The sequence below is a fragment of the Brachybacterium sp. ACRRE genome, assembly GCF_022346485.1.
Classification (GTDB): Bacteria; Actinomycetota; Actinomycetes; order Actinomycetales; family Dermabacteraceae; genus Brachybacterium; species Brachybacterium halotolerans.
Genome location: NZ_JAKRMO010000003.1, coordinates 74,840 through 98,893, shown reverse-complemented (window position 1 = coordinate 98,893; position 24,054 = coordinate 74,840). Strand labels below are relative to the sequence as shown.

The 24,054-nt window shown below is 73.1% G+C and carries 18 protein-coding genes and 3 tRNA genes; 20 read left to right on the top strand and 1 reads right to left on the bottom strand.

The window, feature by feature from the left end:
• Positions 1-2: 2 nt before the first annotated feature.
• The 12 genes from MHY49_RS01740 to MHY49_RS01685 all read left to right on the top strand — a co-directional run bounded on the left by MHY49_RS01740 (position 3) and on the right by MHY49_RS01685 (position 18,760).
• Complete coding sequence (locus MHY49_RS01740) at positions 3-1,370, top strand: DUF58 domain-containing protein (protein ID WP_239202100.1); 1,368 nt, start codon at positions 3-5, stop codon at positions 1,368-1,370.
• On the top strand, positions 1,367-4,135 hold the full coding sequence (locus MHY49_RS01735) for a transglutaminaseTgpA domain-containing protein (RefSeq protein ID WP_239202099.1): 2,769 nt from the start codon (positions 1,367-1,369) through the stop codon (positions 4,133-4,135). The genes MHY49_RS01740 and MHY49_RS01735 overlap by 4 nt, the downstream gene beginning before the upstream one ends.
• Positions 4,081-6,234, top strand: coding sequence for an RDD family protein (locus MHY49_RS01730; RefSeq protein WP_239202098.1), 2,154 nt, complete (start codon positions 4,081-4,083; stop codon positions 6,232-6,234). Before MHY49_RS01735 ends, MHY49_RS01730 begins: the two co-directional genes overlap by 55 nt.
• Positions 6,231-7,175 carry a protein phosphatase 2C domain-containing protein gene (locus tag MHY49_RS01725; RefSeq protein ID WP_239202096.1) on the top strand — a complete coding sequence of 315 codons (945 nt, stop codon included), beginning with the start codon at positions 6,231-6,233 and terminating at the stop codon, positions 7,173-7,175. Before MHY49_RS01730 ends, MHY49_RS01725 begins: the two co-directional genes overlap by 4 nt.
• The gene (locus MHY49_RS19265; RefSeq protein WP_239202094.1) at positions 7,172-9,622 is read left to right on the top strand and encodes an FHA domain-containing protein; all 2,451 of its coding nucleotides are present in this window, start codon (positions 7,172-7,174) and stop codon (positions 9,620-9,622) included. The genes MHY49_RS01725 and MHY49_RS19265 overlap by 4 nt, the downstream gene beginning before the upstream one ends.
• The gene (locus tag MHY49_RS01715) at positions 9,619-11,316 is read left to right on the top strand and encodes a serine/threonine-protein kinase (protein WP_239202093.1); all 1,698 of its coding nucleotides are present in this window, start codon (positions 9,619-9,621) and stop codon (positions 11,314-11,316) included. Before MHY49_RS19265 ends, MHY49_RS01715 begins: the two co-directional genes overlap by 4 nt.
• A gap of 57 nt (positions 11,317-11,373) precedes the next feature.
• Entirely contained in the window at positions 11,374-12,093 is a 720-nt protein-coding gene (locus MHY49_RS01710; RefSeq protein WP_228357856.1) for a hypothetical protein, read from the top strand.
• A 15-nt stretch (positions 12,094-12,108) separates the two neighbouring features.
• A complete protein-coding gene (locus MHY49_RS01705) occupies positions 12,109-16,575 on the top strand; it encodes an FtsK/SpoIIIE domain-containing protein (RefSeq protein ID WP_239202092.1) in 4,467 nt (1,488 codons plus the stop codon).
• A gap of 187 nt (positions 16,576-16,762) precedes the next feature.
• Complete coding sequence (locus MHY49_RS01700) at positions 16,763-17,029, top strand: WXG100 family type VII secretion target (RefSeq protein ID WP_239202091.1); 267 nt, start codon at positions 16,763-16,765, stop codon at positions 17,027-17,029.
• 246 nt (positions 17,030-17,275) lie between these two features.
• Complete coding sequence (locus MHY49_RS01695) at positions 17,276-17,755, top strand: hypothetical protein (protein WP_239202090.1); 480 nt, start codon at positions 17,276-17,278, stop codon at positions 17,753-17,755.
• 360 nt (positions 17,756-18,115) lie between these two features.
• Positions 18,116-18,382, top strand: coding sequence for a WXG100 family type VII secretion target (locus MHY49_RS01690; protein WP_200503017.1), 267 nt, complete (start codon positions 18,116-18,118; stop codon positions 18,380-18,382).
• A gap of 105 nt (positions 18,383-18,487) precedes the next feature.
• Positions 18,488-18,760, top strand: a complete 273-nt coding sequence (locus MHY49_RS01685) for a WXG100 family type VII secretion target (protein ID WP_200503018.1) — start codon at positions 18,488-18,490, stop codon at positions 18,758-18,760.
• 156 nt (positions 18,761-18,916) lie between these two features.
• Here MHY49_RS01685 and MHY49_RS01680 read toward each other — a convergent pair whose 3' ends face one another.
• Positions 18,917-19,405: a YajQ family cyclic di-GMP-binding protein gene (locus MHY49_RS01680; RefSeq protein WP_228357860.1), complete on the bottom strand. Its 489-nt coding sequence runs from the start codon at positions 19,403-19,405 to the stop codon at positions 18,917-18,919.
• A 171-nt stretch (positions 19,406-19,576) separates the two neighbouring features.
• On the opposite strand from MHY49_RS01680, the gene MHY49_RS01675 reads away from it, so the two are divergent.
• The 8 genes from MHY49_RS01675 (at position 19,577) to glyA (ending at position 23,926) form a co-directional block, all read left to right on the top strand.
• Positions 19,577-19,658: transfer RNA gene (locus MHY49_RS01675), tRNA-Tyr, on the top strand.
• A gap of 90 nt (positions 19,659-19,748) precedes the next feature.
• Positions 19,749-19,821: transfer RNA gene (locus tag MHY49_RS01670), tRNA-Thr, on the top strand.
• 53 nt (positions 19,822-19,874) lie between these two features.
• Positions 19,875-19,951, top strand: a tRNA-Met gene (locus MHY49_RS01665).
• Positions 19,952-20,038: 87 nt separating this feature from the next.
• The gene (gene rpmG, locus MHY49_RS01660) at positions 20,039-20,209 is read left to right on the top strand and encodes a 50S ribosomal protein L33 (RefSeq protein WP_017823818.1); all 171 of its coding nucleotides are present in this window, start codon (positions 20,039-20,041) and stop codon (positions 20,207-20,209) included.
• Positions 20,210-20,355: 146 nt separating this feature from the next.
• Positions 20,356-20,805 (top strand): MaoC family dehydratase N-terminal domain-containing protein, encoded by a 450-nt coding sequence (locus MHY49_RS01655; protein WP_228357861.1) that lies wholly within the window; start codon positions 20,356-20,358, stop codon positions 20,803-20,805.
• A 17-nt stretch (positions 20,806-20,822) separates the two neighbouring features.
• A complete protein-coding gene (locus MHY49_RS01650; RefSeq protein ID WP_239202089.1) occupies positions 20,823-21,365 on the top strand; it encodes a MaoC/PaaZ C-terminal domain-containing protein in 543 nt (180 codons plus the stop codon).
• Positions 21,362-22,489, top strand: a complete 1,128-nt coding sequence (locus MHY49_RS01645) for a UDP-N-acetylmuramate dehydrogenase (RefSeq protein WP_239202088.1) — start codon at positions 21,362-21,364, stop codon at positions 22,487-22,489. The genes MHY49_RS01650 and MHY49_RS01645 overlap by 4 nt, the downstream gene beginning before the upstream one ends.
• A 168-nt stretch (positions 22,490-22,657) precedes the next feature.
• Entirely contained in the window at positions 22,658-23,926 is a 1,269-nt protein-coding gene (glyA, locus tag MHY49_RS01640; protein WP_239202087.1) for a serine hydroxymethyltransferase, read from the top strand.
• Positions 23,927-24,054: the final 128 nt, after the last annotated feature.

The following is a 24,054-nucleotide window of genomic DNA, read 5'->3' as shown; positions in this document are numbered from 1 at the left end:
GCATGAGCATCCCTCCCCGCATCTCCTCGACGCCCCCGCCGGCCGCGTCGCCCGTCGCAGCACCGGGCGATCCCTCGGGGCCGTCGCCCGCGCCCGCGCCGTCGTCGGCGCCCGGGCCGGCGTCGGCGACCGCCGAGGTCGCGGACACCGACGCGCCGGCGCCGGGTCTCCTCGAACGCGCACGGCGCACGGCGCAGCGCGCGTGGAAGCGCGCGAAGCCCGTGCTCGCCGTGGTCTCGCCCGTGGGCTGGACCCTGCTCGCGGCAGTGCTGGTGACCGGGGTCCTCGGGCTCCGGCTGCACATCACCGAGCTCAACGTGCTCGCGCTCGCCCTGCTCGTGCCCCTCGTGATCGCGGCCGTGTTCGTGCTGGGCCGCACCTCCTACGCGATCACCCTGGACCTGCAGTCCCATCGGGTGGTCGTGGGCACCCGTGCTGTCGGCCGGGTCGAGGTCCGCAACCCGACCGAGAAGACGATCCTGCCCTCGCGGATCGAGCTCTCCGTGGGCGGCGCGAGCGCCCAGTTCCTGGTGCCGCGCCTGGGCGCCTCGGCCGCTCACGAGGAGCTGTTCGCCGTGCCCACCCGGCGTCGTGCCGTGCTCGTGGTCGGCCCCGTGCGCTCCGTGCGCGACGATCCGCTCTCGCTCATGCGGCGCCAGGTGACCTGGGCGAAGGCGCAGGAGCTCTTCGTGCACCCGCGCACAGTCCGCCTCGACGAGGCCGCGAGCGGCTTCCTGCGGGACCTCGAGGGCACCCCCTCGTCGGACCTCTCGAGCTCCGACATCGCCTTCCACGCCCTGCGCGACTACACGCCGGGGGACGACCGCCGGCACGTCCACTGGCGCACGACCGCCCGCACCGGCAGGCTCATGGTCCGCCAGTTCGAGGAGACCCGACGCTCCCACGTGGTCGTCGCGCTCGCCGACCGCGCCGCCGATTTCGAGGACGAGGACGAGTTCGAGCTCGCCGTCTCGGCCGCGGCCTCCGTCTCCGTGCAGACGATGCGGGAGGAGAAGGAGCTCACGGCCCTCACCACCGCCGGGCGCCAGCGGACCGCCACGCTGCGCCGACTGCTGGACGACTACACGGTGCTCGAGGCGCAGCGCGGCCGGCGCCCCCTGCGGGATCTCGGCCAGGCCTGCGCGGACAAGGCCCCGAACGCGTCCGCCGTCGTCCTCGTCGTCGGCTCCCAGGCGACCCCGACCGAGCTCAACCAGGCCGCGACCCGCTTCCCGCCCGGCGTGCTGCCCATCGCGGTGCGCTGCGCACACGGCGCGGAGGTGCGGCGCTCCCGCCTTGGCGGTCTCGAGCTCGTGACCCTGGGGCGCATCGAGGACCTGCCGATGGCGATGAGGACGGTGGGCCGATGAGCGCCGCGCACCTGCCCGGTCCCGGAGGTCGACGGTCCTCGTCGCCGGGCACGAACCCGGAGTCGGGCACGGACCCGGCGCCGGAGGCATCTGCCACGACCACGGCCCCGCCCCCGCGGCGACCGTCGACCGGAGGGGTCGAGGAGACCCTGGGCGAGCAGCGCCCGCTGCGCGCGAGCGTCGTGGACGTGGTCGTGCTGGGCGCGCTGTTCCTGCTCGCGCTGCTGGGGTTCCACTCGGTCTTCGGAGGCCCCTGGTACCTCGTGACCGGCGTGATGGCGCTCGTCCTCTCGCTGGTGATCGCCCTGCTCGGCGCCCGCTGGTCCCTCGGACCGCTGCTGCTGACCCTCGCGATCGCGATCGTGCACTTCGCGCTGGGCGCGGCGTTCGTGGTGCCGGACCGCGCGCTCCTCGGCGTGCTGCCCACGCCGTCGGCCCTTCTCGAGCTTCTGCGCATGCCCGTGACGACCTGGAAGAGCGCGCTGACCATCAGCCCGCCCATCGGCATCGGGAACGGCGTGCTGGGCGTCGTCTGGCTGCCCATGCTGCTGCTGGGCGCCGCGGGCTTCTCCGTGCTGCTGCGCACCCGCCGCTGCGTGATCGCGTGGCTCTTCCCCTGCGCGATGCTGCTGTGCTCGGTCGTGTTCGGCACTGCGGAGGCCACCCTCCCGCTGCTGCGCGGGCTGCTGTTCGCGATGCTCTCCCTCGCCTGGCTGAGCTGGCGCTTCGAGAGCGCGCGCCTGCGCACCTCGCGCTCCACCATCATCTCCGACACCGTGCGCGCGGGCTCCTGGGGCAACCCCGTGCTGCGACGGCGCGTGATCGGCGGGGGAGTGATCCTGCTGCTCGCCGCCGCGATCACCGGCGCCGCGAGCCCCGCACTGGACCCGCCCTCGGGCACGGCGCGCTTCGCCCTGCGCGACAGCCTCACCCCGCAGTTCGACCCGGCCGAGTACGTCTCCCCGCTCTCCGACTTCCGCGGCTACGTCAAGAACCGCCGCAAGGAGGAGCTCTTCACCGTCACGAACGTGAAGGACGGGGAGCAGATCCGTCTGGCGACCCTCGACGACTACAACCGCGAGGTGTACGACGTCGCCGGCTCGAACCGCGCGGACTCGCCCTCGGGCGCGTTCCTCAAGATCGCCGGCGCCGTGGATCTCGCGCAGTCGGGAGGAGACGCGCGCACCTCGACGGTCACGATCGGCGGCTACCACGGGGTCTGGATGCCCACCCTGGGCACCACGACCGATCGCGTCGACCCCGATCAGGAGCCGACGGCGCAGCGGCCCTCGGGGTCCGCGCGACTGGGCGACTCCCTCTTCCTCAACCGTCGCTCCCAGACGCTCGTGGACTCGTCCTCGCTGCGCGAGGGCGACAGCTACGACGTCACCTACGAGCCGTACAGGAGCGCGTCCGAGGACGCGCAGCACTCGATGCGCTTCGCCGCCGGCGTGGCGGACGAGCTCCCGCCCCTCGAAGGGCTGGACCCGAAGTTCAAGCAGGCCGCCGAGGAGTGGGCCAGCGACGCCCCCAACGACTACGCGACCATGAGCAACCTGATGGTCGGCATCAAGACCGAGGCCGAGTACTCCCACGGCATCGAGGACCAGCAGGCCTCGCTCTCCGGTCACGGGGAGTCCCGCCTGCTCGCGATGCTCAACGATCCGAGCTTCGACCGCTCCGAGCCCGACGCCATGCCGCAGGGCAGGATCGGCGACGAGGAGCAGTTCGCGGCCCTCACCGCCGTCCTCGCCCGGGAGATCGGGATCCCCGCCCGCGTGGTGATGGGCTTCGAGGTCTCCGGCTCCGATGCGGGGACCGCGACCGTCACCGGCGACGACGTCACCGCCTGGGTCGAGGTCGCCTTCCAGGAGCCCGGATCCGACACCGTCCACTGGCAGCGGTTCGATCCGGCTCCCGACAACGACGACACCCTCACCCAGCCCGAGCAGAAGACCACCGACAAGCCTCAGCCGCAGGTGCCCCAGCCCCCGCCGCCGCCCGCGGACCCGCCGACGCCCCCGCCGGGCGCCACGGCCGAGGACCAGCCGGACCCGCCGGATCCGCCCGAGCCCGCCCCGCTGTGGGTCGGGTACGTCTCCGGAACGGGCCTGCTCGCCGTGCTCGTCGCCGCGACGCTCGGCGCGATCGCCGGCGCGAAGGTGCTGCGCCGACGCCACCGCAGGCTGCGCGGAGCCCCTGGGGACCGCATCGACGGAGGCTGGCGGGAGATCGTGGATCTGCGCACCGACCTGGGACGGCGCGGCGCGCCGTCGGACACCAGGAAGGAGACCGCCGAGGCGATCATCGCCGAGCTCGACGCCGATGCGGCCGCGGACCTGCGGCATCTGGCCTCCGGCGCCGATCGGGCGACCTTCGCGCCCGACGCCCCGTCGGAGTCCGACCTCGAGTCCTACTGGGCCTCGGTCGCCGCCGCGCGCCGTCGGATGACCGAGGACCTGCCCTGGCACCGTCGGGCGCGCGCAGCGGTCTCGCTGCGCTCCTTCCGGGCGCGGCGTCGCGCGGACCGTCGCGCCGAGCAGCGGCTGCGAGCGGCATCCGCCCAGCGCTCCGCGGAGGACTCCCGCAGGGGGAGCGTCGCGGATCGTGCATCCCGGACAGGCGGCGCGTTCGCCCTGCGCGGCGCCCTCGAGCGGGGCGTGCGGAGGGGCCGATCGTTCGTGGACGGGGCCGCGGAAAGATACCGTGCATGGCGCAGAACATCGAGCGCACGGCGCGGACCGCGCCGCAGGAGGGACCGATGATGAGCATCCAGGCAGGCCACGGGGGTCCGCCCGGCGCGCAGGGCGGGACGCCCCGCTACTGCAGCACCTGCGGGGCACTGCTGAGCGCCGGTGCGGCCCTCTGCGGCGAGTGCGGCGCCCGGTACCGGGAGTCGCCCTACGAGAAGCGCGCGACCGACGCACCCGGCGCCTGGGCGGCGCCGCCCCGGCGGCGCGCCGAGGCGGCCGCGGACAGCGCGCCCGCCGAGGACTCCGATCAGATCCAGCTGCTGGGCAGCAGCGCCCCGGAGCCGCCGGATCCCGCCGGGACGGCGCTGCGGGGACGGTCCCAGTACGATCGTGGGATGGACGCACAGCAGCCCGCCGGCGTGTGGGGGCAGCCGCCCTCCCCGGCGCAGGACCGACCCGCCGACCCCGGTGGGCCCGCGCCCCTCGAACCGCCGCTGGACGGCTGCGCCCCTGCGGGCACCGGCAAGCGCGTGCTCGCCTTCATCATCGACGGAGTGATCGCGGGCATCACCGCACTGCCCCTGTGGATCGGCACGATCCTCCTGGTCCTGCAGTCGCATCCGACGCTCGCGACGATCCTGACCGGCCTCGGCGCGGCCCTGCCGATCGCCTACGCACTCGTGATCGTGTGGCTGCAGGGGAGCCGTGGCTTCACCCTCGGAGGCCTCATCATGGGCCTGCGGGTCGTGCGCGAGGACACCGGCGCACCCCTCGGCTTCGGCCGCTCGCTGGCCCGGTACGTGGTGCTCGCGCTGCTCACCTGGATCGCGGGGCTGACGACGTTCCTCGACCCCGAGCGCCACGGGCGCGGCCTGCACGACCGCATGATCAGCACGATCCTCGTGGACGCGCGCGCCGGTCGCGACCCCTACGCCCCTCGGCCCGACGACTTCGCCCGGCCCGACGCCGCCCAGTACCTCGGTGACCCCTCGGTGCCGGTGTCCGTGCGCGAGAACCTCACCGCGAAGCCCGGTGCCGCCTGGGAGGAACCGGCCGCGAACGGGAGCCCGGCTGGCGGCACGTCGCAGGGCGGCGCCGCATCACCGGCCGCCGCATCAGCCGCCCCTGCACCGCCCGCGTGGGGATCTCCGGTGCCCGCGCCGTCCCCGGCGCAGGCACAGCCCTCGCCCGCGTGGGGCTCGCCACCCGATGGTGCGCGCGAGCAGTCATGGGACGCCCCCGCGGCATCTCCCGGGGCCTCTCAGGGCCCCGTCACACCGTCGTCCGACCGGGTGGAGGAGCCGATCATCACCTCCTCGCCCTGGGCCCCGCCGCCCCCGGCACCGCACGAGGAGTCATCCGCGCCTGCGCCGGCCGCCGCCGACGACTCACCCCCCGCGGACCCCCGTCCGGCCGACTCGCACAGCGCACAGGCCGACGAGATCGTCGACCCCTGGGCCCCGCCTTCGGAGGGATCGGCCGCGGCGGCGAGCGAGCCCGCCGAGCCCGTGCAGCCCATCGAGCCCGTGCAGCCCGAGCAGTTCGCAGTGCCCGTCGACCCCGCGCAGCCCGCGGGGCCCGATGAGCCCGCGCGACCAGCTGAGTCCGCCCAGCCCGTCTCCGGCGACGATCCGAGTGCTGCGTGGACGAGCTCTCCGGCGCCCGCGGCCGAGCCCGTGCAGTCGGCGCCGACGCCCGCGCCGGCCCAGGCTCCGGCACCGTCCTCGACGCCCGCGCCCGTCGGCGCTCCCGCCGACCTCGACGAGTCGACGCGTCTCACGCAGCCGACGGAGGACCTCGGCGATGTCGAGGCGACCCGGGTCGTCCCCGCGCGCCGCGATCGCCGCCCTGGCTACCGCCTGCTGCTCGACGACGGCTCCGTGCACGAGGTGCGCGGCGTCGCGACGCTCGGGCGCAACCCTGCGGCCGAGACCGGGGAGGAACGGCTCGTCCTCGCGGACGAGACCCGCTCGGTCTCGAAGTCGCACCTCCGTCTCGAAGCCACCGTCGAGGGCCTGCAGGTCACGGACCTCGGCTCGACGAACGGCTCGGCGCTGATCCTCGCCGACGGCTCCTCCCAGGATCTCGACCCGCACTCGCCCCTGTCCCTGCCCGATGGCGCCACGCTGTCGATCGGGGACCGAACCCTCACCGTGGAGCGCATCCAGTGATCGACGCATCCCTCACCGATCCCGACCTCCCCGGCACCGTCCGCGTGGTCTCCGCCCATGCGACCGATGTCGGCCGCGTACGAGAGACCAACGAGGACTCCGTGCTCGACGCGCACCCGATCCACATGGTCGCCGACGGCATGGGCGGGCACAACGCCGGTGAGGTCGCGAGCGCGATCGCCGTCGAGGAGTTCGAGAAGCTCACCGTCCAGGAGAACGTGACCATCGAGCAGCTCGGCGACGCCCTGCGCTCGGCGGGAGCCCGCATCAGCGGTCTCAGCGCCGACGACGAGCGCGGCGCGGGCACCACGGTCGCACTGGTCGCGACGATGGTGCTGGACGGCGTGGGCTACTGGGCGGTCATGAACCTGGGCGACTCCCGCGTCTACCGCCTCTCCGGCGAGCTGTTCGAGCAGGTCAGCGTGGATCATTCCGTCGTCCAGGAGCTCATCGACCACGGCGACCTCACCGATGCCGAGGCCCGCGTGCACCCCTACCGGCACATGATCACCCGCGCCCTGGGGGTGGGCGCGGAGCCGGATCCGGACTTCTGGCTGATCCCCGCGGAGGTGGGCGACCGCATCCTCGTGTGCTCCGACGGCCTCACCAACGAGATCTCCGACGAGGCCATCGAGCGCCTCCTGCGCAGCGACGCCGACGTCGACGACCTGAGCCGCGCGTTCGTGCGCGATGCCGTCGAGGCCGGAGGGCACGACAACGTGAGCGTCGTGGTCGTCGAGGCGACCGCGCTCGTCGGGCTCTCCACGGGCGACGCCCAGCAGCGGGGGAGTGGCGCGCCCCAGCCGGCCATCGAGGTCGAGGAGGACACCCACCCGCGCGGTGCGGACGCCGCGGGGAGCAGCGGCGAGGACGCGCAGCACGGGACGGACGGGACGGACGACGCGCAGGACGGCGACGGGACCGAGGACCGATCGCAGTGAGCGGGGATTCCTCGCTCCTGGGACGCGGCACCTGGTTCAATCCCGGCCCCGCGACGCTCGTCGTGCGGCCCGCCGGCTGGATGCTGCTCGTCCCCGGCGTCAAGAGCTCCCTGGTCGCGTCCGCATGGCGGGTGCTCGGCGAGCCCCCGGCGGCCGACGCCCTGCTCGGGGACCTCGCCTCGGGCAGCGAGTTCGAGACCGAGGACCGCCTGCCCCCGGTGCTGTTCGCGCTCGGCGACGGCACGCGCCGGACGATCGGTCTCACCGGCACGAGTCCCCTCGCGGTGTACACGGCAGAGGGCCGGCAGCTGCTCGCGGGAACCGAGGAGGGCCCCGCCGTCATCACCGAGCTCGACGGCGTGCACCGGATCGCCTTCGGCGATCTGCCCGCGGAGGATCCGGTCGCCGCGCTGAGATCCGTCGAGGGCATGAGCCGCGTCCGCGGGTTCGTGCTCATGACCATCGACCCCGCGGAGCTCGAGGAGGCGGCGCGCACGCAGCTCGCCGAGCAGGTCGAGGCCGACGGCAGCTCCATCCTCGACCCCGCCGCCAAGGAGCGCGCCGCGCAGCGCAAGGCGGCGCGCGACAAGGAGAGGCGCGAGCGCGAGGAGCGCCGCGCGCAGGAGTCCGCCGCGCGGGCGGAGTCCGCGTCCGCACCGTCGAGCTCGCGGTCCTCGTCATCGCCCGCACGGAATGCCGTTGCGGAGGCCCCTGCCGGGCCCAGCATGTTCGACGACCTCTTCGCACCCTCCGCCGCTGCCCAGGCCTCGCCGCCCGCCGACGCTGGGACGTCCGAGCAGCCGTCCTCGGCGGCGGCGCCTGCGTCCGCGTCGGCAGACTCTGCGCCCGCATCGTCGGCCGCGCCCGCACCTGCATCCGCGCCCGCGCCGGACCCCGCCGCAGCCACCCCTGCACCCGCGTCGGACCCCGCCGCGGCCACGCCTGCGCCCGCCACTGCATCCGCGGAGCCCGCCGAGCCCGTTGCGGCGCACCCTCCGCAGACGCCCGCGTCCGGCCGCTCGACCAGGCTGGTGACCTCCTCGCTGTTCGATCGCCGTGCCGCGCGCAGCGCTCAGCGCGCGACGGAGACGACGGCGGGCCCGACATCCTCACCGTCGCCCGCACCCGCGCCCGCACCTGCACCCCCAGCCGCCCCCGCACCCGTACCCTCGCCGACGCCGACCGGCGAGGGTGCCCAGGTGCCGGCGCACGCGGAGATGGCCGCGACCGACTCGGCACCCGTGACGCGGGTCGAACCGATCGACCCCGACGCCGCGGAGCAGGCCGGCGCCCCTGAGCCCGGTGCCTCGCCGGTCCCGATCGCCGATCCTCCGCACCCGGATCCCGCTCCGCACCCCGATCCCTCCGCCGCCGCAGCCGCCCGTGAGCCCGACGCCGCCCCCACCGACGCGGAATCATCTCCGGGGCCCGCCCGGGCCGCCGGCGCGAGCGGCCTCGGCGCGGTGATCGGCGAGGGCGGGAGCGCCTACGACGACCTGTTCGGGCGCACCCTCCACCGCAGCATCGAGGCGGCCGCGGTCCGCGCCGCGGGCGAGGACGGGGACGCCGCGGAGGGCGAGCGTGCCTCGGAGGCGACGCTCGACGTCGAGTCCCTCGACCTCGAAGCCCCCGGTGCCGCCGGTGACGCGAGCGAGGAGGCGACGCCCGACGGCGCGCCTTCCGAGCCCGTCGGCCCCGAGCCCGCCCTCTCGATGGGAGGGGACGAGCCACGGGAATCGTCCGGGGACTTCATCGACTGGGTGCCCGGCATGCGACGCACCGCCCCCGAGGTGGCGCAGGCGGCGCGCGCTGCGGCCCGCACCGGCGCCGAGCGAGCGCACGCCCCGAACGCGCCCGCCGCACTCCCGGGCACCGGCACCGGTCGTGATGGTGCCCCGTCGGATGCCGCGGCCCCGCCGCGCTCCGCGACCTCGGCCGGCTCCCCTGCGCAGCCCATCGGCCAGGCGCCCACCGCCCCCGCCCAGGCGGTCACCCTTCCCGGTGCCGTCTGCGAGAACCGGCATGCGAACCCGCCCGAGGCCACGACCTGCCGCTGGTGCGGCGCCCGCATCCGCGGGGGAGTGCGCACCGTGGCGCGCCCGCCGCTCGGGATGATCGAGATCAGCACCGGCGGACGGTTCCTGCTCGACCGCTCGGCGATCATCGGCCGCCGACCCCGCGCCTCTCGCGTGAGCGGCGACGACGTCCCCCAGCTGATCACCGTCCCCAGCCCCCAGCAGGACATCTCGCGCTCCCACGTCGCGCTGCGCCTCGAGGGCTGGCACGTGGTCGCGGAGGACCTGCGCACCACCAACGGCACCACCCTGCTGCGCTCCGGCGAGGCGCCGCAGCGCCTGCGCTCGGGCCAGAGCCCCGTCCTCGCCGACGGGGACCGCCTCGACCTGGGTGACGGAGTGGTCCTCACCCTGCTGGGGAGGCCCTCATGAGCCCCCGCCCGCCGGCCCCGCCGCCGCAGCTCGCGGGGTACGAGTACGAGCGCCTGCTGGGATCGGGCGGCTTCGCCGACGTCCACCTGTACCGCCAGCTGCGCCCGCAGCGGAGCGTCGCGATCAAGGTGCTGCTCGCGAGCGTCCTCGACGACGCCGTGCGCCGACAGTTCGACGCCGAGGCGAACGTGATGGCGACCATGTCGACCCATCCCTCGATCGTCACCATCCACCAGGCGGAGGTGACCAGGGAGCACCGCGCCTGCATCGTCATGGAGTACTGCCCGCGCCCGAACTACGGGGCGCGCTTCCGCCGCGAGCGCATCTCCGTCGCCGAGGCGCTGCGCGTGGGCGTGCAGATCGCGGGCGCCGTGGAGACCGCGCACCGCGCCGGCATCCTGCACCGCGACATCAAGCCCGCGAACATCCTGGTCACCGAGTACAACAGGCCGGCGCTCACGGACTTCGGGATCTCCGTGGCCGCGGGCAACGCCCTCGAGCCCGAGTCCAGCCACGGGCTGTCGATCCCCTGGTCCCCGCCGGAGGCCTTCGAGGACCCGCCGAGCGCCGACGAGCGCAGCGACGTGTTCTCCCTCGCCGCGACCCTGTACTCGCTGCTGGCCGCGCGTACCCCCTTCGAGCGCAGCGCCGGCGGGAACACCGCGAGCGATCTCATCGCCCGGATCTCCTCCGAGCCGCTCGCTCCGCTCAGCCGCCCGGACGTCCCGGAGATGCTGAACCGGACCCTCTCGGTCGCGATGGCGAAGGACCCCTCGAGCCGCTACGAGTCCGCGCTCGCCCTCGGCCGCGCCCTCCAGCAGGTCGAGATGGCCCTCTCCCTGCCCATCACGCAGATGGACGTGCTCGACGAGCACGGCCCCGAGCACCCGCCCGAGCACACGGAGGAGGGAGACCTCGAGGCGCACACGAACATCCGCCGCGTCTCCACCGTCGACCCCGACGCCCCGTCGTCGCGCGTGCTGGATCCCTTCGCCGGTGTCGCCCCCGCGCTGGGCGGCGGGCGGCCCGCCCGGTCCCGATCGCTCGCGCCCGGGCAGGGGGACGACACCACCCTCGTGCGTCCCTCGCCGGCGCCGGAGGCGCTGTCCGGCGCCTCCGCGGGAGCCGGAGGATCGGCCGGGCCGGGTGGATCCGGGGCACCGTCCGCTGCTGCGGCGCCCGGAGCCGCCGGGCCGGTGGCGCCCGGAGCGCCCGTGCGCCGCCGGCCCATGTGGCCCCTGGTGACGCTCGCCGCCGTGCTCGTGCTGGGCATCGGGGTGGGGACGATGGCGGTCGTGCGCAGCACCTTCATCGAGCCCGAGGAGCCCACGACCGCCGCCCCCACGACCAGCGAGGACTGGAAGCCGGGCGCGCAGGACCCTCCGAAGGACATCTCGATGACAGTCCTCGAGAAGGAGCGCGGCACCACGCCGGGCAGTGTGAAGATCAGCTGGAGCACGCCGGAGGGGATGACGTCGAACGACGACATCAAGATCGCCTGGCAGAACCTCCCCGAGGAGTACGAGGGCGTGGAGACGGAGGAGCTCGCGCGGGGAAGCTCCAGCATCACCGTCCATGTGCCGCTGGCCTGGGACAAGCCGTGCTTCGTGCTCACCGTGGTGACGAAGAACGGCGGGATCGGACCGTCCACGAAGCAGCAGTGCGTCGACACGAAGGAGCTGCGGGGATCATGAGGCACGCAGAGCACGCAGAGCACGCAGGCAGGACCGCACGAAGAGGGAGGCAGGGGCATGGCAGCGTCGATCTCGGTCGAGTTCTGCGGTGAGTGGTACCGCGCGGAGGAGGGCGGCGAGCTGAGCATCGGCCGCGAGGCCGATCTCGTCGTCGACGAGGACAACCCGTACCTCCATCGCCGGTTCCTCACGATCACCCAGGTCGACTCCCTGTGGTGGCTCTCGAACGTGGGGTCGCGGCTCTCCGCGACCATCACCGACTCCGCGGGCGCGCTGCAGGCGTGGCTCGCGCCCGGTGCCCGCCTGCCGCTGGTCTTCGACGTCACCAAGGTGGTGTTCACGGCGGGGCCGACGACCTATGAGCTGGACGTGCACACCGAGACCCCGGAGTTCGAGCGCTCGCCGTCCCCGGAGGACCCGGTCGGCGAGACCACCGTCGGTTCGGTGCAGCTCACCGAGAGCCAGAAGCAGCTGATCCTCGCCCTCGCCGAGCCCATGCTCGTGCGCGAGGGCAGCGGCATGAGCGCGGTGCCCACGTCCGCCCAGGCCGCGGAGCGCCTGGGATGGCCGCGCACCAAGTTCAACCGCAAGCTCGACAACGTCTGCGACAAGCTCGATCGGATGGGCGTGCGCGGACTGCGCGGCGGACCGGGGAAGCTCGCGAGCAATCGGCGGGCGCGACTCGTCGAGCACGCCGTGTTCACCCGTCTGGTCACCGCCGAGGACCTTCCGCTGCTGGACAGGGCCACCGCCGACGCCGACGCCGACGAGGACTGACGAGGACACCACCGCATGCGCATCAAGCTCACGCTGCGTCGGCCCGAGGACCGGATGACGGACCTCGAGGTCACCGCCGACGCCACGGCCACCGTCGCCGACGTCGCCGGCGCCCTCTACCTGGGCGATCCGCTGCGCGGCGCCGCCGAGGCGCCCGAGGGACTGACCCTGCAGGTGCAGGACGCCGGGGCGGGCCCGGGCGCGGCCGGCGTGCGCTCCCTGGACCGCGGCATCGACCTGATCTCCGCCGGCCTGCGCTCCGGCTCCGTGGTCTCCATCGCCCGCTCCTCCACCGAGTACGCCACGCGCGCCGAGTCGCGCGGCGCCGCCGTCGCCCTGCTGCGCGTGCTCTCCGGCCCCGAGGAGGGACGCGAGTTCCCCCTGCCCAGCGGCTCGAGCGTGATCGGTCGCGAGGGCGATGTGGACATCCGCATCGCCGACCCGATGCTCTCCAAGCGCCATGCCCGCATCAACGTCGCCGACGCCGTGGAGATCGTGGACCTGCGCTCGGCCAACGGCGTGGAGATCGGCGGGGAGCGCGTGGGGCGCGCCGTCGTGGGCCCCGCCGACACGGTCGAGGTGGGCGGCACCACCTTCTCGGTGATCATGCTGCACCGCGCGGGCGGCAGCGCCCCGAACTCCCCGGTCGTCGAGTTCAACCGCTCCCCGCGCGTGGTGCCGCGCTTCGAGTACCGCGAGATGACCCCGCCGCAGCCGCCGCGCGAACCGCAGCCGCAGTTCTTCCCGATCTTCATGATGTTCGCGCCGCTGCTCATGGGCGGGCTCATGTTCGCGGTCACGCGCAGCCCCTACTCGCTGATCTTCGTGCTGATGATGCCGATGATGGCGACGGCCGGGTACCTCAACCGCAAGTACCAGTCGCGCAAGCAGCTCGAGCGGCAGATCAAGAACTTCGAGGAGTCCCTGGCGTCCCTCAAGCGCCGCGTCACCGCCGCCCAGGACCTGGAGCGCGCGGTCCGGCTCGTGGAGACCCCCTCCACGGCGGACGCGGTGGACTCCGCCTACCGGCTCGGCCGCCTGCTGTGGACCCATCGGCCCGAGCACGAGGCCTTCACGACCGTGCGCCTGGGCCTCGGCGTCGCGGAGTCCCGCGTCGGCATCCCGATGCCCGGTGAGAACAACGCGATCGCCCAGTACTGGGACCAGCTCGACGACATGCACGAGGAGTACAGGATGATCGCGGGGGTGCCGATCGTCGGCGACCTGCGGGAGTCCGGCGGGATCGGCGTCGCCGGGGGAGGGGAGCAGGCCGACGCCGTCGCCCGCGGCCTGGTCACCCAGCTGTTCGCCCTGCACTCGCCCACGGACCTCGCGATCGCCGCGATCACCTCCCGCTCCTCGCGCGCCCTCTGGGACTGGCTGAAGTGGCTCCCGCACACGTCGAGCCCCCATTCGCCGCTGGACGGGGATCATCTGGCCGACGGCGCGCTCAGCGGCATCTCCCTGGTCTCGCGCATCGAGGAGCTCATCGAGGAGCGCTCCGAGGGTGCGCCGGCCCAGCTGCGCCGCGCGGTGCGCGCCCCCGTCTCCGCCGATCCCGTGCCCGCTCCCGACCCGGTCACCCCGAACCTCGTGCTCGTCGTCGAGGACGACGCCCCCGTGGACCGCGCCCGCCTGGTGCGCATCGCCGAGCGCGGACCCGACGTGGGGGTCTTCGTGATCTGGAGCGCGGCGACTATCGCGGCCCTGCCCGCCGCCTGCCGCACTTACCTCTCGAGCGAGGACGGCGTGGACGGGGCGAACGCCGGCATCGTGCGCCGCGGGGAGCGCTACTACCCCGTGAGCGTGGAGACCGTCGGCCTCGACGTCGCCGCGGGCGTGGCCCGGCACCTCTCCCCGGTGGTCGACGCGGGCGTCCCTGTGGACGACGACTCCGACCTCCCGCGCGCCATCTCCTACCTCACCCTGGCCGGGACGGAGCTCGCCGAGGAGCCCGGCGCGGTCATCGAGCACTGGAAGGAGACCGGCTCGCTGACCCCGCGCGACGGGTCGCCGCCGGTCCCGCGCAAGCACGACGCGAACCTGCGGGGCCTCATCGGCCACGACGGCCAGGACGCCTACCACCTCGACCTGCGCACCCACGGCCCGCACGCCCTGGTCGGCGGCACGACGGGCGCCGGCAAGTCCGAGTTCCTCCAGGCCTGGGTGATGGGCATGGCCACCGCCCACTCGCCCGACCGGGTGACGTTCCTGTTCGTCGACTACAAGGGCGGATCCGCCTTCGCCGACTGCATCGAGCTCCCGCACGCCGTGGGCATGGTCACCGACCTGTCCCCGCACCTGGTGCGCCGCGCGCTGACCTCCCTGCGCGCCGAGCTGCATCATCGCGAGCACCTGCTGAACCGCAAGAAGGCCAAGGACCTCGTGTCCCTCGAGCGCACCGGCGACCCCGAGGCGCCCCCGAGCCTGATCATCATCGTCGACGAGTTCGCCGCCCTCGCGAAGGAGGTCCCGGAGTTCGTCGACGGGGTCGTGGACGTCGCCGCCCGCGGCCGCTCCCTCGGCCTGCATCTGATCCTCGCGACCCAGCGCCCGGCGGGCGTCATCAAGGACAACCTGCGCGCGAACACGAACCTGCGCATCGCACTGCGGATGGCCGACGAGGCGGACTCGAAGGACATCCTGGGCGACGCCATGGCCGCCCATTTCGATCCCGGAATCCCCGGTCGCGCCGCCGCGAAGACCGGCCCGGGCCGCATCGCGACCTTCCAGACCGGCTACGCGGGCGGATGGACGACCGATGAGCCCGAGCGCGCGCGCATCGACATCGTCGAGCGGGAGTTCGGCACCGGCGACATCTGGGACGTCCCGAGGCCGCCGTCCCCCGCGCGCAGCGAGCTGGGCCCCAACGACATCTCCCGCATGGTGCGCACGATCGGACGCGCCGCCGACGATGCCGGGGTCCCCGAGCCCCGCAAGCCGTGGCTGTCCGAGCTCGCCCCCGCCTACGACCTCTCGCTGCTGCCCAGCCGCCGCACCGACGAGGACCTCCTGCTGGGGGTCATGGACACCCCGGAGGACCAGGCCCAGCCCACGGTCTCCTACGTGCCCGACCGCGACGGCAACATGGCGATCTACGGCACGGGCGGCTCGGGCAAGTCGACGACCCTGCGCACGATCGCGATCTCGGCGGCGAGCGCGACGGCCCGGGGCGGCCCCGTGCACGTCTACGGGATCGACTTCGGAGCCTCCGGCCTGCAGATGCTCGAGGAGCTCCCGCACGTGGGCGCGATCATCTCGGGCGATGACGAGGAGCGCGTGATCCGGCTGCTGCGCACCCTGCGCGGCCTGATCGACGAGCGCGCGAAGAAGTTCGCCGCGGTGCGCGCCGGCTCGATCGCCGAGTACCGGGAGCTGTCCGGGGACTCCGAGGCGCCGCGCATCCTGCTCCTGGTCGATGGCATGGCCGCCTTCCGCGAGGCCTACGACTTCTCGAACCTCTCCAAGTGGTTCACGACCTTCGTGCAGATCGCGACCGACGGACGCCAGGTGGGCATCCACGTGATCGTCACGGGTGATCGCCCGAACGCCGTGCCGACCTCCCTTGGGTCCTCGATCCAGCGCCGGCTGATCCACCGCATGGCCTCGATCGACGACTACATGAACTTCGGCGTGCCCCGGGACGTGCTCGACGGCGCCTCCCCGCCGGGACGCGCGATCCTCGACGGCCACGAGGCCCAGATCGCCGTGCACGGCGGCGACGCGAACGTGGCGATCCAGGCGCGGGAGGTCGGCGAGCTCGCGAAGGCCATGCGGCGCGCGGGCGTCGACCCCGCGCCCGGCGTCGAGTCCCTCCCGGAGCGGGTGGAGCTCTCGCGCCTGCGGCCCGTGGTGGACGGTCGGCCCGTGATCGGCGTCGGAGACGAGGACCTCGAGGAGATCACGATCGAGCCGCGCGGCGCCTTCATGGTCACCGGGCCCGGCAGCTCCGGCCGCACCACGGCGGTGCGCACGATCGCCACGAGCCTCAGGGCGCTCCCGCAGGGCATGCGGCTGGTGCGGTTCTCCGCGCGCCGCACGCCGCTGACCGGCCTGGACCTGTGGGACGTCGAGGCCTCGGACGCCGAGACGGTCAAGGAGCTCGCCGGACAGCTGCGCCAGACGCTCGAGTCGGGGAACCTGGGGGAGGGGCGCCTCACGCTGATCCTCGACGGGATCGCCGACTTCACCGGCAGCGGCACGGAGAAGGACCTCGACGCTCTGGTGCGCTCGTGCGTGCGCGAGGGCCAGTTCGTGATCGGCGAGAACGAGAACTCGACCTGGAACCAGGCGTACACCCTCGCCCAGCCGTTCAAGGCCGGGCGGCGCGGACTCCTGCTCCAGCCCTCGGACATGGACGGGGATTCGCTGCTGGGCACCCCGCTGGGCCGCTTCCGCCGTGCCGACTTCCCGCCGGGACGCGGGTTCCTCGTCGGCTCGGGCCGCGCCTCGAAGCTCCAGGTCGCCCAGATCACGGAGTGAGGGAGCGGGTCCTCCCCAGAGGGGCGTCGTCCACATGGGTACTTGTCCCCATGTCGGATCCGCCGGGCACTCCCTACAGTGGCCGCAGGAGCACGGCGGACCACCGTCGGACCCGGTGGGGCGCAGACAGGCCCTGCCGCGGTGACCGGAGGGTCCGGGAGGCCCCAGAACACGAGGAGGAGGAGCCATGACCGAGAAGGGCATGGACGTCGACCAGGTGCTGAAGATGGCCAAGCAGCTGAACAGCGCGGCCGAGGACATCACCACCATGCAGAGCGACCTCACCACCGGTCTCGAGGAGGTCGACTGGACCGGCCCCGACGCCGATGACTTCCGCGGCAGCTGGGAGTCCGAGATGGTGCCGGCGCTCAAGAACATCCAGACCGCGGTCGAGCAGCTCGGGGCCACCGCCGAGTCCAACGCGAGCGAGCAGACGACCGTCTCCTCGCACTGACGCGCGGCGATGGTGCTCGACAGCACTCGGCCCTGCGGCCGGCGCCGACGGGACGCGTGAGCGGGCCCGGACCACCAGGACAGCAGCCGTCCGGGGTCCGGGCCCGCTCATGCGTCCTGCGCCGATCGCGTGCGGCCGACGGGGCGCGGCGCCCGTTCCCGACAGGGAGTCCGCACCCGGGTCTGCACCGCGAGGGGCCCTGGTAGATTCGCCGGGATCTTCCCGGCACGGACGGACGGAGCGGCAATGACGGTGCAGATCTCCTATCCCAGCGAGGAGTTCCCTCCGCCGGTCGGCTTCCGTCTCGAGGTCCCGGACGACTGGGAGACCCTCTCGGTCCCCGGTGTGCAGATGGCCGTCGCCGCACCGCGCCGCGAGGGCAGCTTCCGCGCCAATGTGGTGCTCACCGTGCAGCGCTGCCCGGCCGCGACGCCCTTGCAGAGCGTGCGCGAGAGCCTCGAGGCGCGCAAGGCGGCGCTCCCGCAGCTCGAGGAGATCGACACGGGCGAGCTCGAGATCGACGGGGTCCCCTGGCTCGCGAGCGAGTACGGCTACACCCAGCCCGGTCAGCGCACGGTCGTCCAGGCGGCGCGGTACACGATGGTGCCGCGCTCGGCCCACGCCGCCGACATCCTCGAGGTCGTCGCGAGCTGCGGCGCCGAGGATGCCGATGCCCAGATCGCCGTGCTGCGCCGGATCCAGGACTCCGTGCGACCGGTCGTCTGAGCCGGCCGCCGATCCGCCGACGGTCCCGCGCCCGTGGGCCGACGGACCTCCTCCGACGAGTCGGCGGACCTGCGCCGACGGGGCGGCGGAGGCCCCAGGAGGGACGCCCGAGGGGCCGTTGTGGACGGCCGCCACATGGGGAGGAAGCGCAAAAATGCCCCATGACCTGCAACGAAGGCAGGGGCAGGCCGTCGGAAGAGGGTGCGGGACGGGCATGGGTACTTCTCCCCATCGCCAATCCGTGAGGGCCTGCATACGGTTGTCACATCACCTGGAGAACAGGGATGAACGGAACGGGATCGGCCGCCTCATCGACTCTCCGCGGTGCGACCGAAGAACACAGCGACACGAGGAGTGGACATGGCTGAGAAGAAGGGTATGGATCCTGAGGCCGTCAAGCAGATGGCGCAGAGCATCCGTGATGCGGGCGAGGACGCACAGGCGGCCTTCGACGACGTCAAGGGCAAGGTCGACGAGCTCGACTGGACCGGTGAGGACCACGACGACTACGTCTCGGAGTTCGAGGATCTCGCGGACAAGGTGAAGCAGCTCAAGCAGAAGGCCGATGACTTCGCGGAGTCGGCCGAGAAGAACGCCAAGGAGCAGACGACGGCGTCGTCGCGCTGATCCCGGCGATCGGCATGAGCGCCCGGCGCGCTCCCAGCACATCACCCATCACAGAATCCAGCACAGAGCACGGGCCGTGAGAGCGGCCGGGAACAGGGGAGAAACATGTCTTTCAAGGGAATGGATCCGGAGCAGGCACGCGATGTCGCCAAGGACGTGACCCAGGCGGGCGAGAAGATCAAGCAGGCCTTCGCCGACCTCGACGGGACCGTCCAGGGCATCGAGTGGAAGGGACCCGACGCGGACACCTTCAAGGACGACTGGCGCAGCTTCCAGTCGAGCGATGTCTCGAGCGTCGCGGACCTGTTCAAGTCCCACGGCGACAGCCTCTCGGACCAGGCCGACGAGCAGGATCAGACCTCGAACTCGAACGCCTGAGCCGCCGGGAGCAGGTGAGCACGGGCATCGCAGCCCCTCACCCTCCACGGAGACCACGAGGACCCCCGGTCATATGACCGGGGGTCCTCGTGCATGCGCGGACGGGACGTCGGGCGCGGCCGCCGCGCCCGGGCCCCCAAGCCCTTCCCTCGGATGTCAGCGGTAGTTGACGAACTGCAGCGCGACCTCGAGGTCCTCGCCCTTCAGCAGGGCGATGACGGCCTGCAGGTCGTCGCGCTTCTTCGAGGAGACCCGCAGCTCGTCGCCCTGGATCTGCGCCTTCACGCCCTTGGGGCCCTCGTCGCGGATGATCTTGGAGATCTTCTTGGCCTGCTCCGAGCTGATGCCCTCCTTGAGGTCGGCGACCAGACGCACGGTCTTCCCGGACTGGACGGGCTCGCCCACCTCGATGCTCTTCAGGGAGAGACCGCGCCGCAGCAGCTTGGTCTGCAGGACGTCCAGCACCGCGCGCACGCGCTCGTCGGCGTTGGCGGTCATGACGATCTGCTCCCCGCTGAGCGTCACCGAGGCGTCGGTGCCACGGAAGTCGTAGCGCTGGGAGACCTCCTTCGCCGCCTGGTTGACGGCGTTGTCCACCTCCTGGCGATCGAGCTTGCTGACGATGTCGAACGACGAATCGGCCATCTGCTGTCCTCCTGCGGGGATGGGTCGATGAAACTGCTGGTCAGAACGCTGTGAGGAGCGTCATGCGCGGTGAGGCCCCTTCTGGTTGGCCCCGCTCCTGCGCGCCCAGTATGCTAGTCCAGGTCCACGAGCGGACGAGGTCGAGAGGCCTTCCGCGCATGGATCGGACTCGGCAGGTTACCCAAGCGGCCAAAGGGATCTGACTGTAAATCAGCTGGCATTGCCTTCGGGGGTTCGAATCCCTCACCTGCCACGCCGAGGATCACCACCGTGTGATTCCAGGCACCGAGTTCCACCAGCGGTTTGCTCGCCGAGCGGGCCGCCGGTAAAGTTCTCGGGGCTTGCCCTGATAGCTCAGTCGGCAGAGCATCTCCATGGTAAGGAGAAGGTCAAGGGTTCGATTCCCTTTCAGGGCTCTGATGGATGGTCGGCCCGGTCTCGGATGAGATCGGGCCGTTCCATCGATCGCGCCGGGGTAGCTCAGACGGTCAGAGCGCACGACTCATAATCGTGAGGTCGCGGGTTCGATCCCCGCCCTCGGTACCACGCCGGCCCCGCCGGAGTGCACGAAGGCAGCCCCCATCGCGGGGACCACGTGGCGCGGCAGACGCGCCTTGGAGAAAGAGGCGAACCATGGCGAGCAAGAGCTCGGACGTGCGTCCCAAGATCACCATGGCCTGCACCGAGTGCAAGGCGCGGAACTACATCACCAAGAAGAACCGTCGGAACACCCCCGACCGTCTCGAGCTGTCGAAGTTCTGCCCCACCTGCGGCAAGCAGACCGCGCACCGCGAGACCCGCTGAACGGTCCGCGTGCGACGCACGCTTCACGACGAGAGCCACCCGGCGCAGCCGGGTGGCTCTCGTCATGTCCGGGGGAGGATGCGGGACAGTGGCAGGATGGTTCCGCAGTTCCCGTCCGCCCCGCCCGTCCTTCCAGGAGTGCATCGATGACATCCACGCCGGATCCGGCCTTCGCCGGCCGCACCTATCCCAGCGGCCCCGTCCACGTCGTCTCCGGCGCGAAGATCGCCGAGTTCGCGCGGGCCACGGGCGCCACCGACCCGGTGCACACCGATGACGCCGCCGCCCGCGCCGCGGGATACGCAGGTGTCGTGGCGACGCCGACCTTCCTGGTCTCCCTGGCGCAGTCCGCCGAGGCCGCCTACATCGAGGACCCCGAGGCGGGCATCGACTTCTCGCGCGTCGTCCACGGCGAGGAGGGCTTCGAGCTGCACCGCCCGGTCGTCGCGGGCGACCGTCTGATCCCCACCCTCACCGTCGAGTCGGTCCGCGCCGCGGGCGGGCACTCCATGATCACCACCCGTGTGGACGTGGCCGACGAGGACGGCAGCGCCGTCGCCGCCGTCCGCTCCGTCATCGTCGTGCGCGGCGAGTGAGCGCAGGAAGGAACGCCATGACCAGCACCACCAGCACCTCCAGCAACCGCAGCACTCCCGGCGCCCCGCGCGGGGGCGTCGCCGGACCCGCGCTGCGCCTCGACGACCTGGCCAAGGGCCAGGAGCTCGCGCGGCGCGAGTACCCGATCTCCCGCGACACCCTGGTGCGCTACGCGGGCGCCTCCGGCGACTTCAACCCCATCCACTACAACGACGCCTTCGCGACGCGGGTGGGGCTCCCCGGGGTCATCGCCCACGGCATGCTGACGATGGGCACGGCGATGAGCGCCGTGCTGGACGTCGTCGGCGACCCCACGGCCGTGCGCGCGTGCGCGACCCGCTTCACCAGGCCCGTCGAGGTGCCCGCGCTCGAGTCGACGACGCTGAGCGTGGTCGTCACCGTGCGCGGGGTCGACGCGGAGGCCGGCACGGCGGAGCTCGACGTGACCGCCGAGGCCGGCGGCGCGAAGGTGCTCGGCCGCGCCCGGGCGACCGTCGCCCTGGCACCGCGCTCCGCGGACGGCGGGACCGCGGCTGCCCCTTCGGAGCCGACGGCGTGAACCTCTCCGAGCTCACCACGCTGCGCGTGGGCGGGCGCATCCGCACGCTCGTCGAGGCCCGCACCGACCAGGAGGTCATCGACGCCGTTCGCACCGCGGACGACGCGGGGGAGACCCTGCTCGTGCTCGGCGGCGGCTCGAACTTCCTGCCCTCGGACGAGCCCTTCGACGGCACCGTGGTGCTGCTGCGCGATCCCGAGCAGCCGCCGGCCCTCGACGCGACCTGCGACATCGTCCCGTCGGGCGAACCGGACACGACGCCCGCCGACCCCGCGGACCTCACCCCTCTCGAGCCGAGCTGCGGCGGAGCCCTCGCCGAGCACTTCGCGGGGGTGTCCTGGGACCGGGCGGTCGCCTATGCCGTCGCCCGCGGCATGATCGGCATCGAGGCGCTCTCGGGGATCCCCGGCTGCGTGGGCGCCACCCCCATCCAGAACGTCGGCGCCTACGGCCAGGAGGTCGCCGACACGATCACCCGGGTGCGGACCTGGGACCGCGAGGACCGCAGGGTGCGCACCTTCTACGCGGCCGACTGCGGCTTCGGCTACCGCACCTCCGTCTTCAAGCGCACCCCCTACGGCGGCCCCGTGGCCTCTCCGACCGGCCGGTACGTGGTGCTCTCGGTGAGCTTCCAGCACCGGGTGGGGGAGATGTCCGAGCCGATCCGCTACGGCCAGCTCGCCCAGCACCTGGGCGTCGAGGCGGGGGAGCGGGTGCCCATGGCGCGCGTGCGCGAGGCGGTCCTCGCGATCCGCGCCTCGAAGGGCATGGTCCTGGACGCCGCCGACCACGACACCTGGAGCGCCGGCAGCTTCTTCACCAACCCCCTCCTCGCGCCGGAGCAGGCAGCGACCCTCCCCGAGGACGCGCCGCGCTTCCCCGCGGAGGGAGGCCGCGTGAAGTCGAGCGCCGCGTGGCTGATCAGCCATGCCGGGTTCGATCGCGGCTTCTCCGTCGGCCCCCGGGCGAGCCTGTCCACCAAACATTCGCTGGCCCTGACCAACCGGGGCGACGCCCGTGCGGCGGACATCGCGGAGCTCGCCCGCGCCGTGCGCGACGGCGTCGAGGACGCCTTCGGGGTGCGGCTCGAGCCCGAGCCCGTCCGCTGGGGAGTGGACATCTGAGGAGGCTCCAGGTCCTCCGCGGCCGCAGTGGACATCCGCCGCGTCGCGGGGCCGCGCGCGCCTAGGATGGACGCGCGGTCCCGCGTCGCCCGACGGCCGGCCCCGCACCCCGGCACCCGTCCACGACCCGTCGCCGATCCCCGCGTGCGACACCGCCCAGGAGGCCCAGTGAACGTCCTCGACCAGTCCATCGCCGACCTCGACCCCGACATCGCGCGGGTCCTGGACCGGGAGCTCGACCGCCAGCGCGGCACGCTCGAGATGATCGCCTCGGAGAACTTCGTCCCCCGCGCCGTGCTGCAGGCGCAGGGCTCGGTGCTCACCAACAAGTACGCCGAGGGCTACCCGGGTCGCCGCTACTACGGCGGCTGCGAGGAGGTGGACGTCGCCGAGGAGATCGCGATCGAGCGCGCCAAGAGCCTGTTCGGCGCCGACCACGCGAACGTCCAGCCCCACTCCGGCGCCACCGCGAACGCCGCGGTCATGCACGCCCTCGCGCGTGCGGGCGACACGCTGATGGGACTCTCCCTCGCCCACGGCGGCCACCTCACCCACGGCATGAAGATCAACTTCTCCGGTCGCCTCTACGACATCGCCGCCTACGAGCTGGACCCCGCCACGGGCCGCATCGACATGGACAAGGTGCGCGAGCTCGCCCTGGAGACCCACCCCAAGGTGATCTGCGCCGGCTGGTCGGCCTACCCCCGCCACCTGGACTTCGAGGCCTTCCGCTCGATCGCGGACGAGGTCGGGGCGTCGCTCTGGGTGGACATGGCCCACTTCGCGGGCCTGGTCGCCGCCGATCTGCACCCGAGCCCCGTGCCCTTCGCCGACGTCACCTCGACCACGATCCACAAGACGATCGGCGGCCCCCGCTCCGGCATGATCCTCTCGACCCAGGACTGGGCGAAGAAGATCGACTCCGCCGTGTTCCCCGGCCAGCAGGGCGGCCCGCTCATGCACGTGATCGCCGCGAAGGCCGTCGCCCTCAAGATCGCCGCGGGCGAGGACTTCGTGGACCGCCAGCGCCGCACCCTCGAGGGCGCGCAGATCCTCGCGGACCGTCTGCAGGCGGCCGACGCCGCGGCGGCGGGCGTCAAGGTGCTCTCCGGCGGCACCGACGTGCACCTCGTGCTCGTGGACCTCGTCGACTCCCGGCTCGACGGTCAGCAGGCCGAGGATCGCCTCCACGAGGTCGGCATCACCGTGAACCGCAACGCGGTCCCGAACGACCCGCGCCCGCCGCGCGTGACCTCCGGACTGCGCATCGGCACCCCGGCGCTCGCCACCCGCGGCTTCGGCAAGGACGAGTTCACCGAGATCGCCGACGTCATCGCCCTGGCGCTCCAGGACTCGCCCGACGTCGAGGCGCTGCGCGCCCGCACGCGCGCGCTCACCGAGAAGAAGCCCCTGTACGCGGGGCTGCAGCAGTACTGAGACCACGGGGCCGTCCGCGGGCAGCTGCCGCGGGCGGCACCGTGATCCCCGCCCCGCACACCAGCAGCCACCGCACGCACCTCCGCGTGCCGCCCCGCATGCCGCCGTGCATGCAGCGAGGAGTCCGC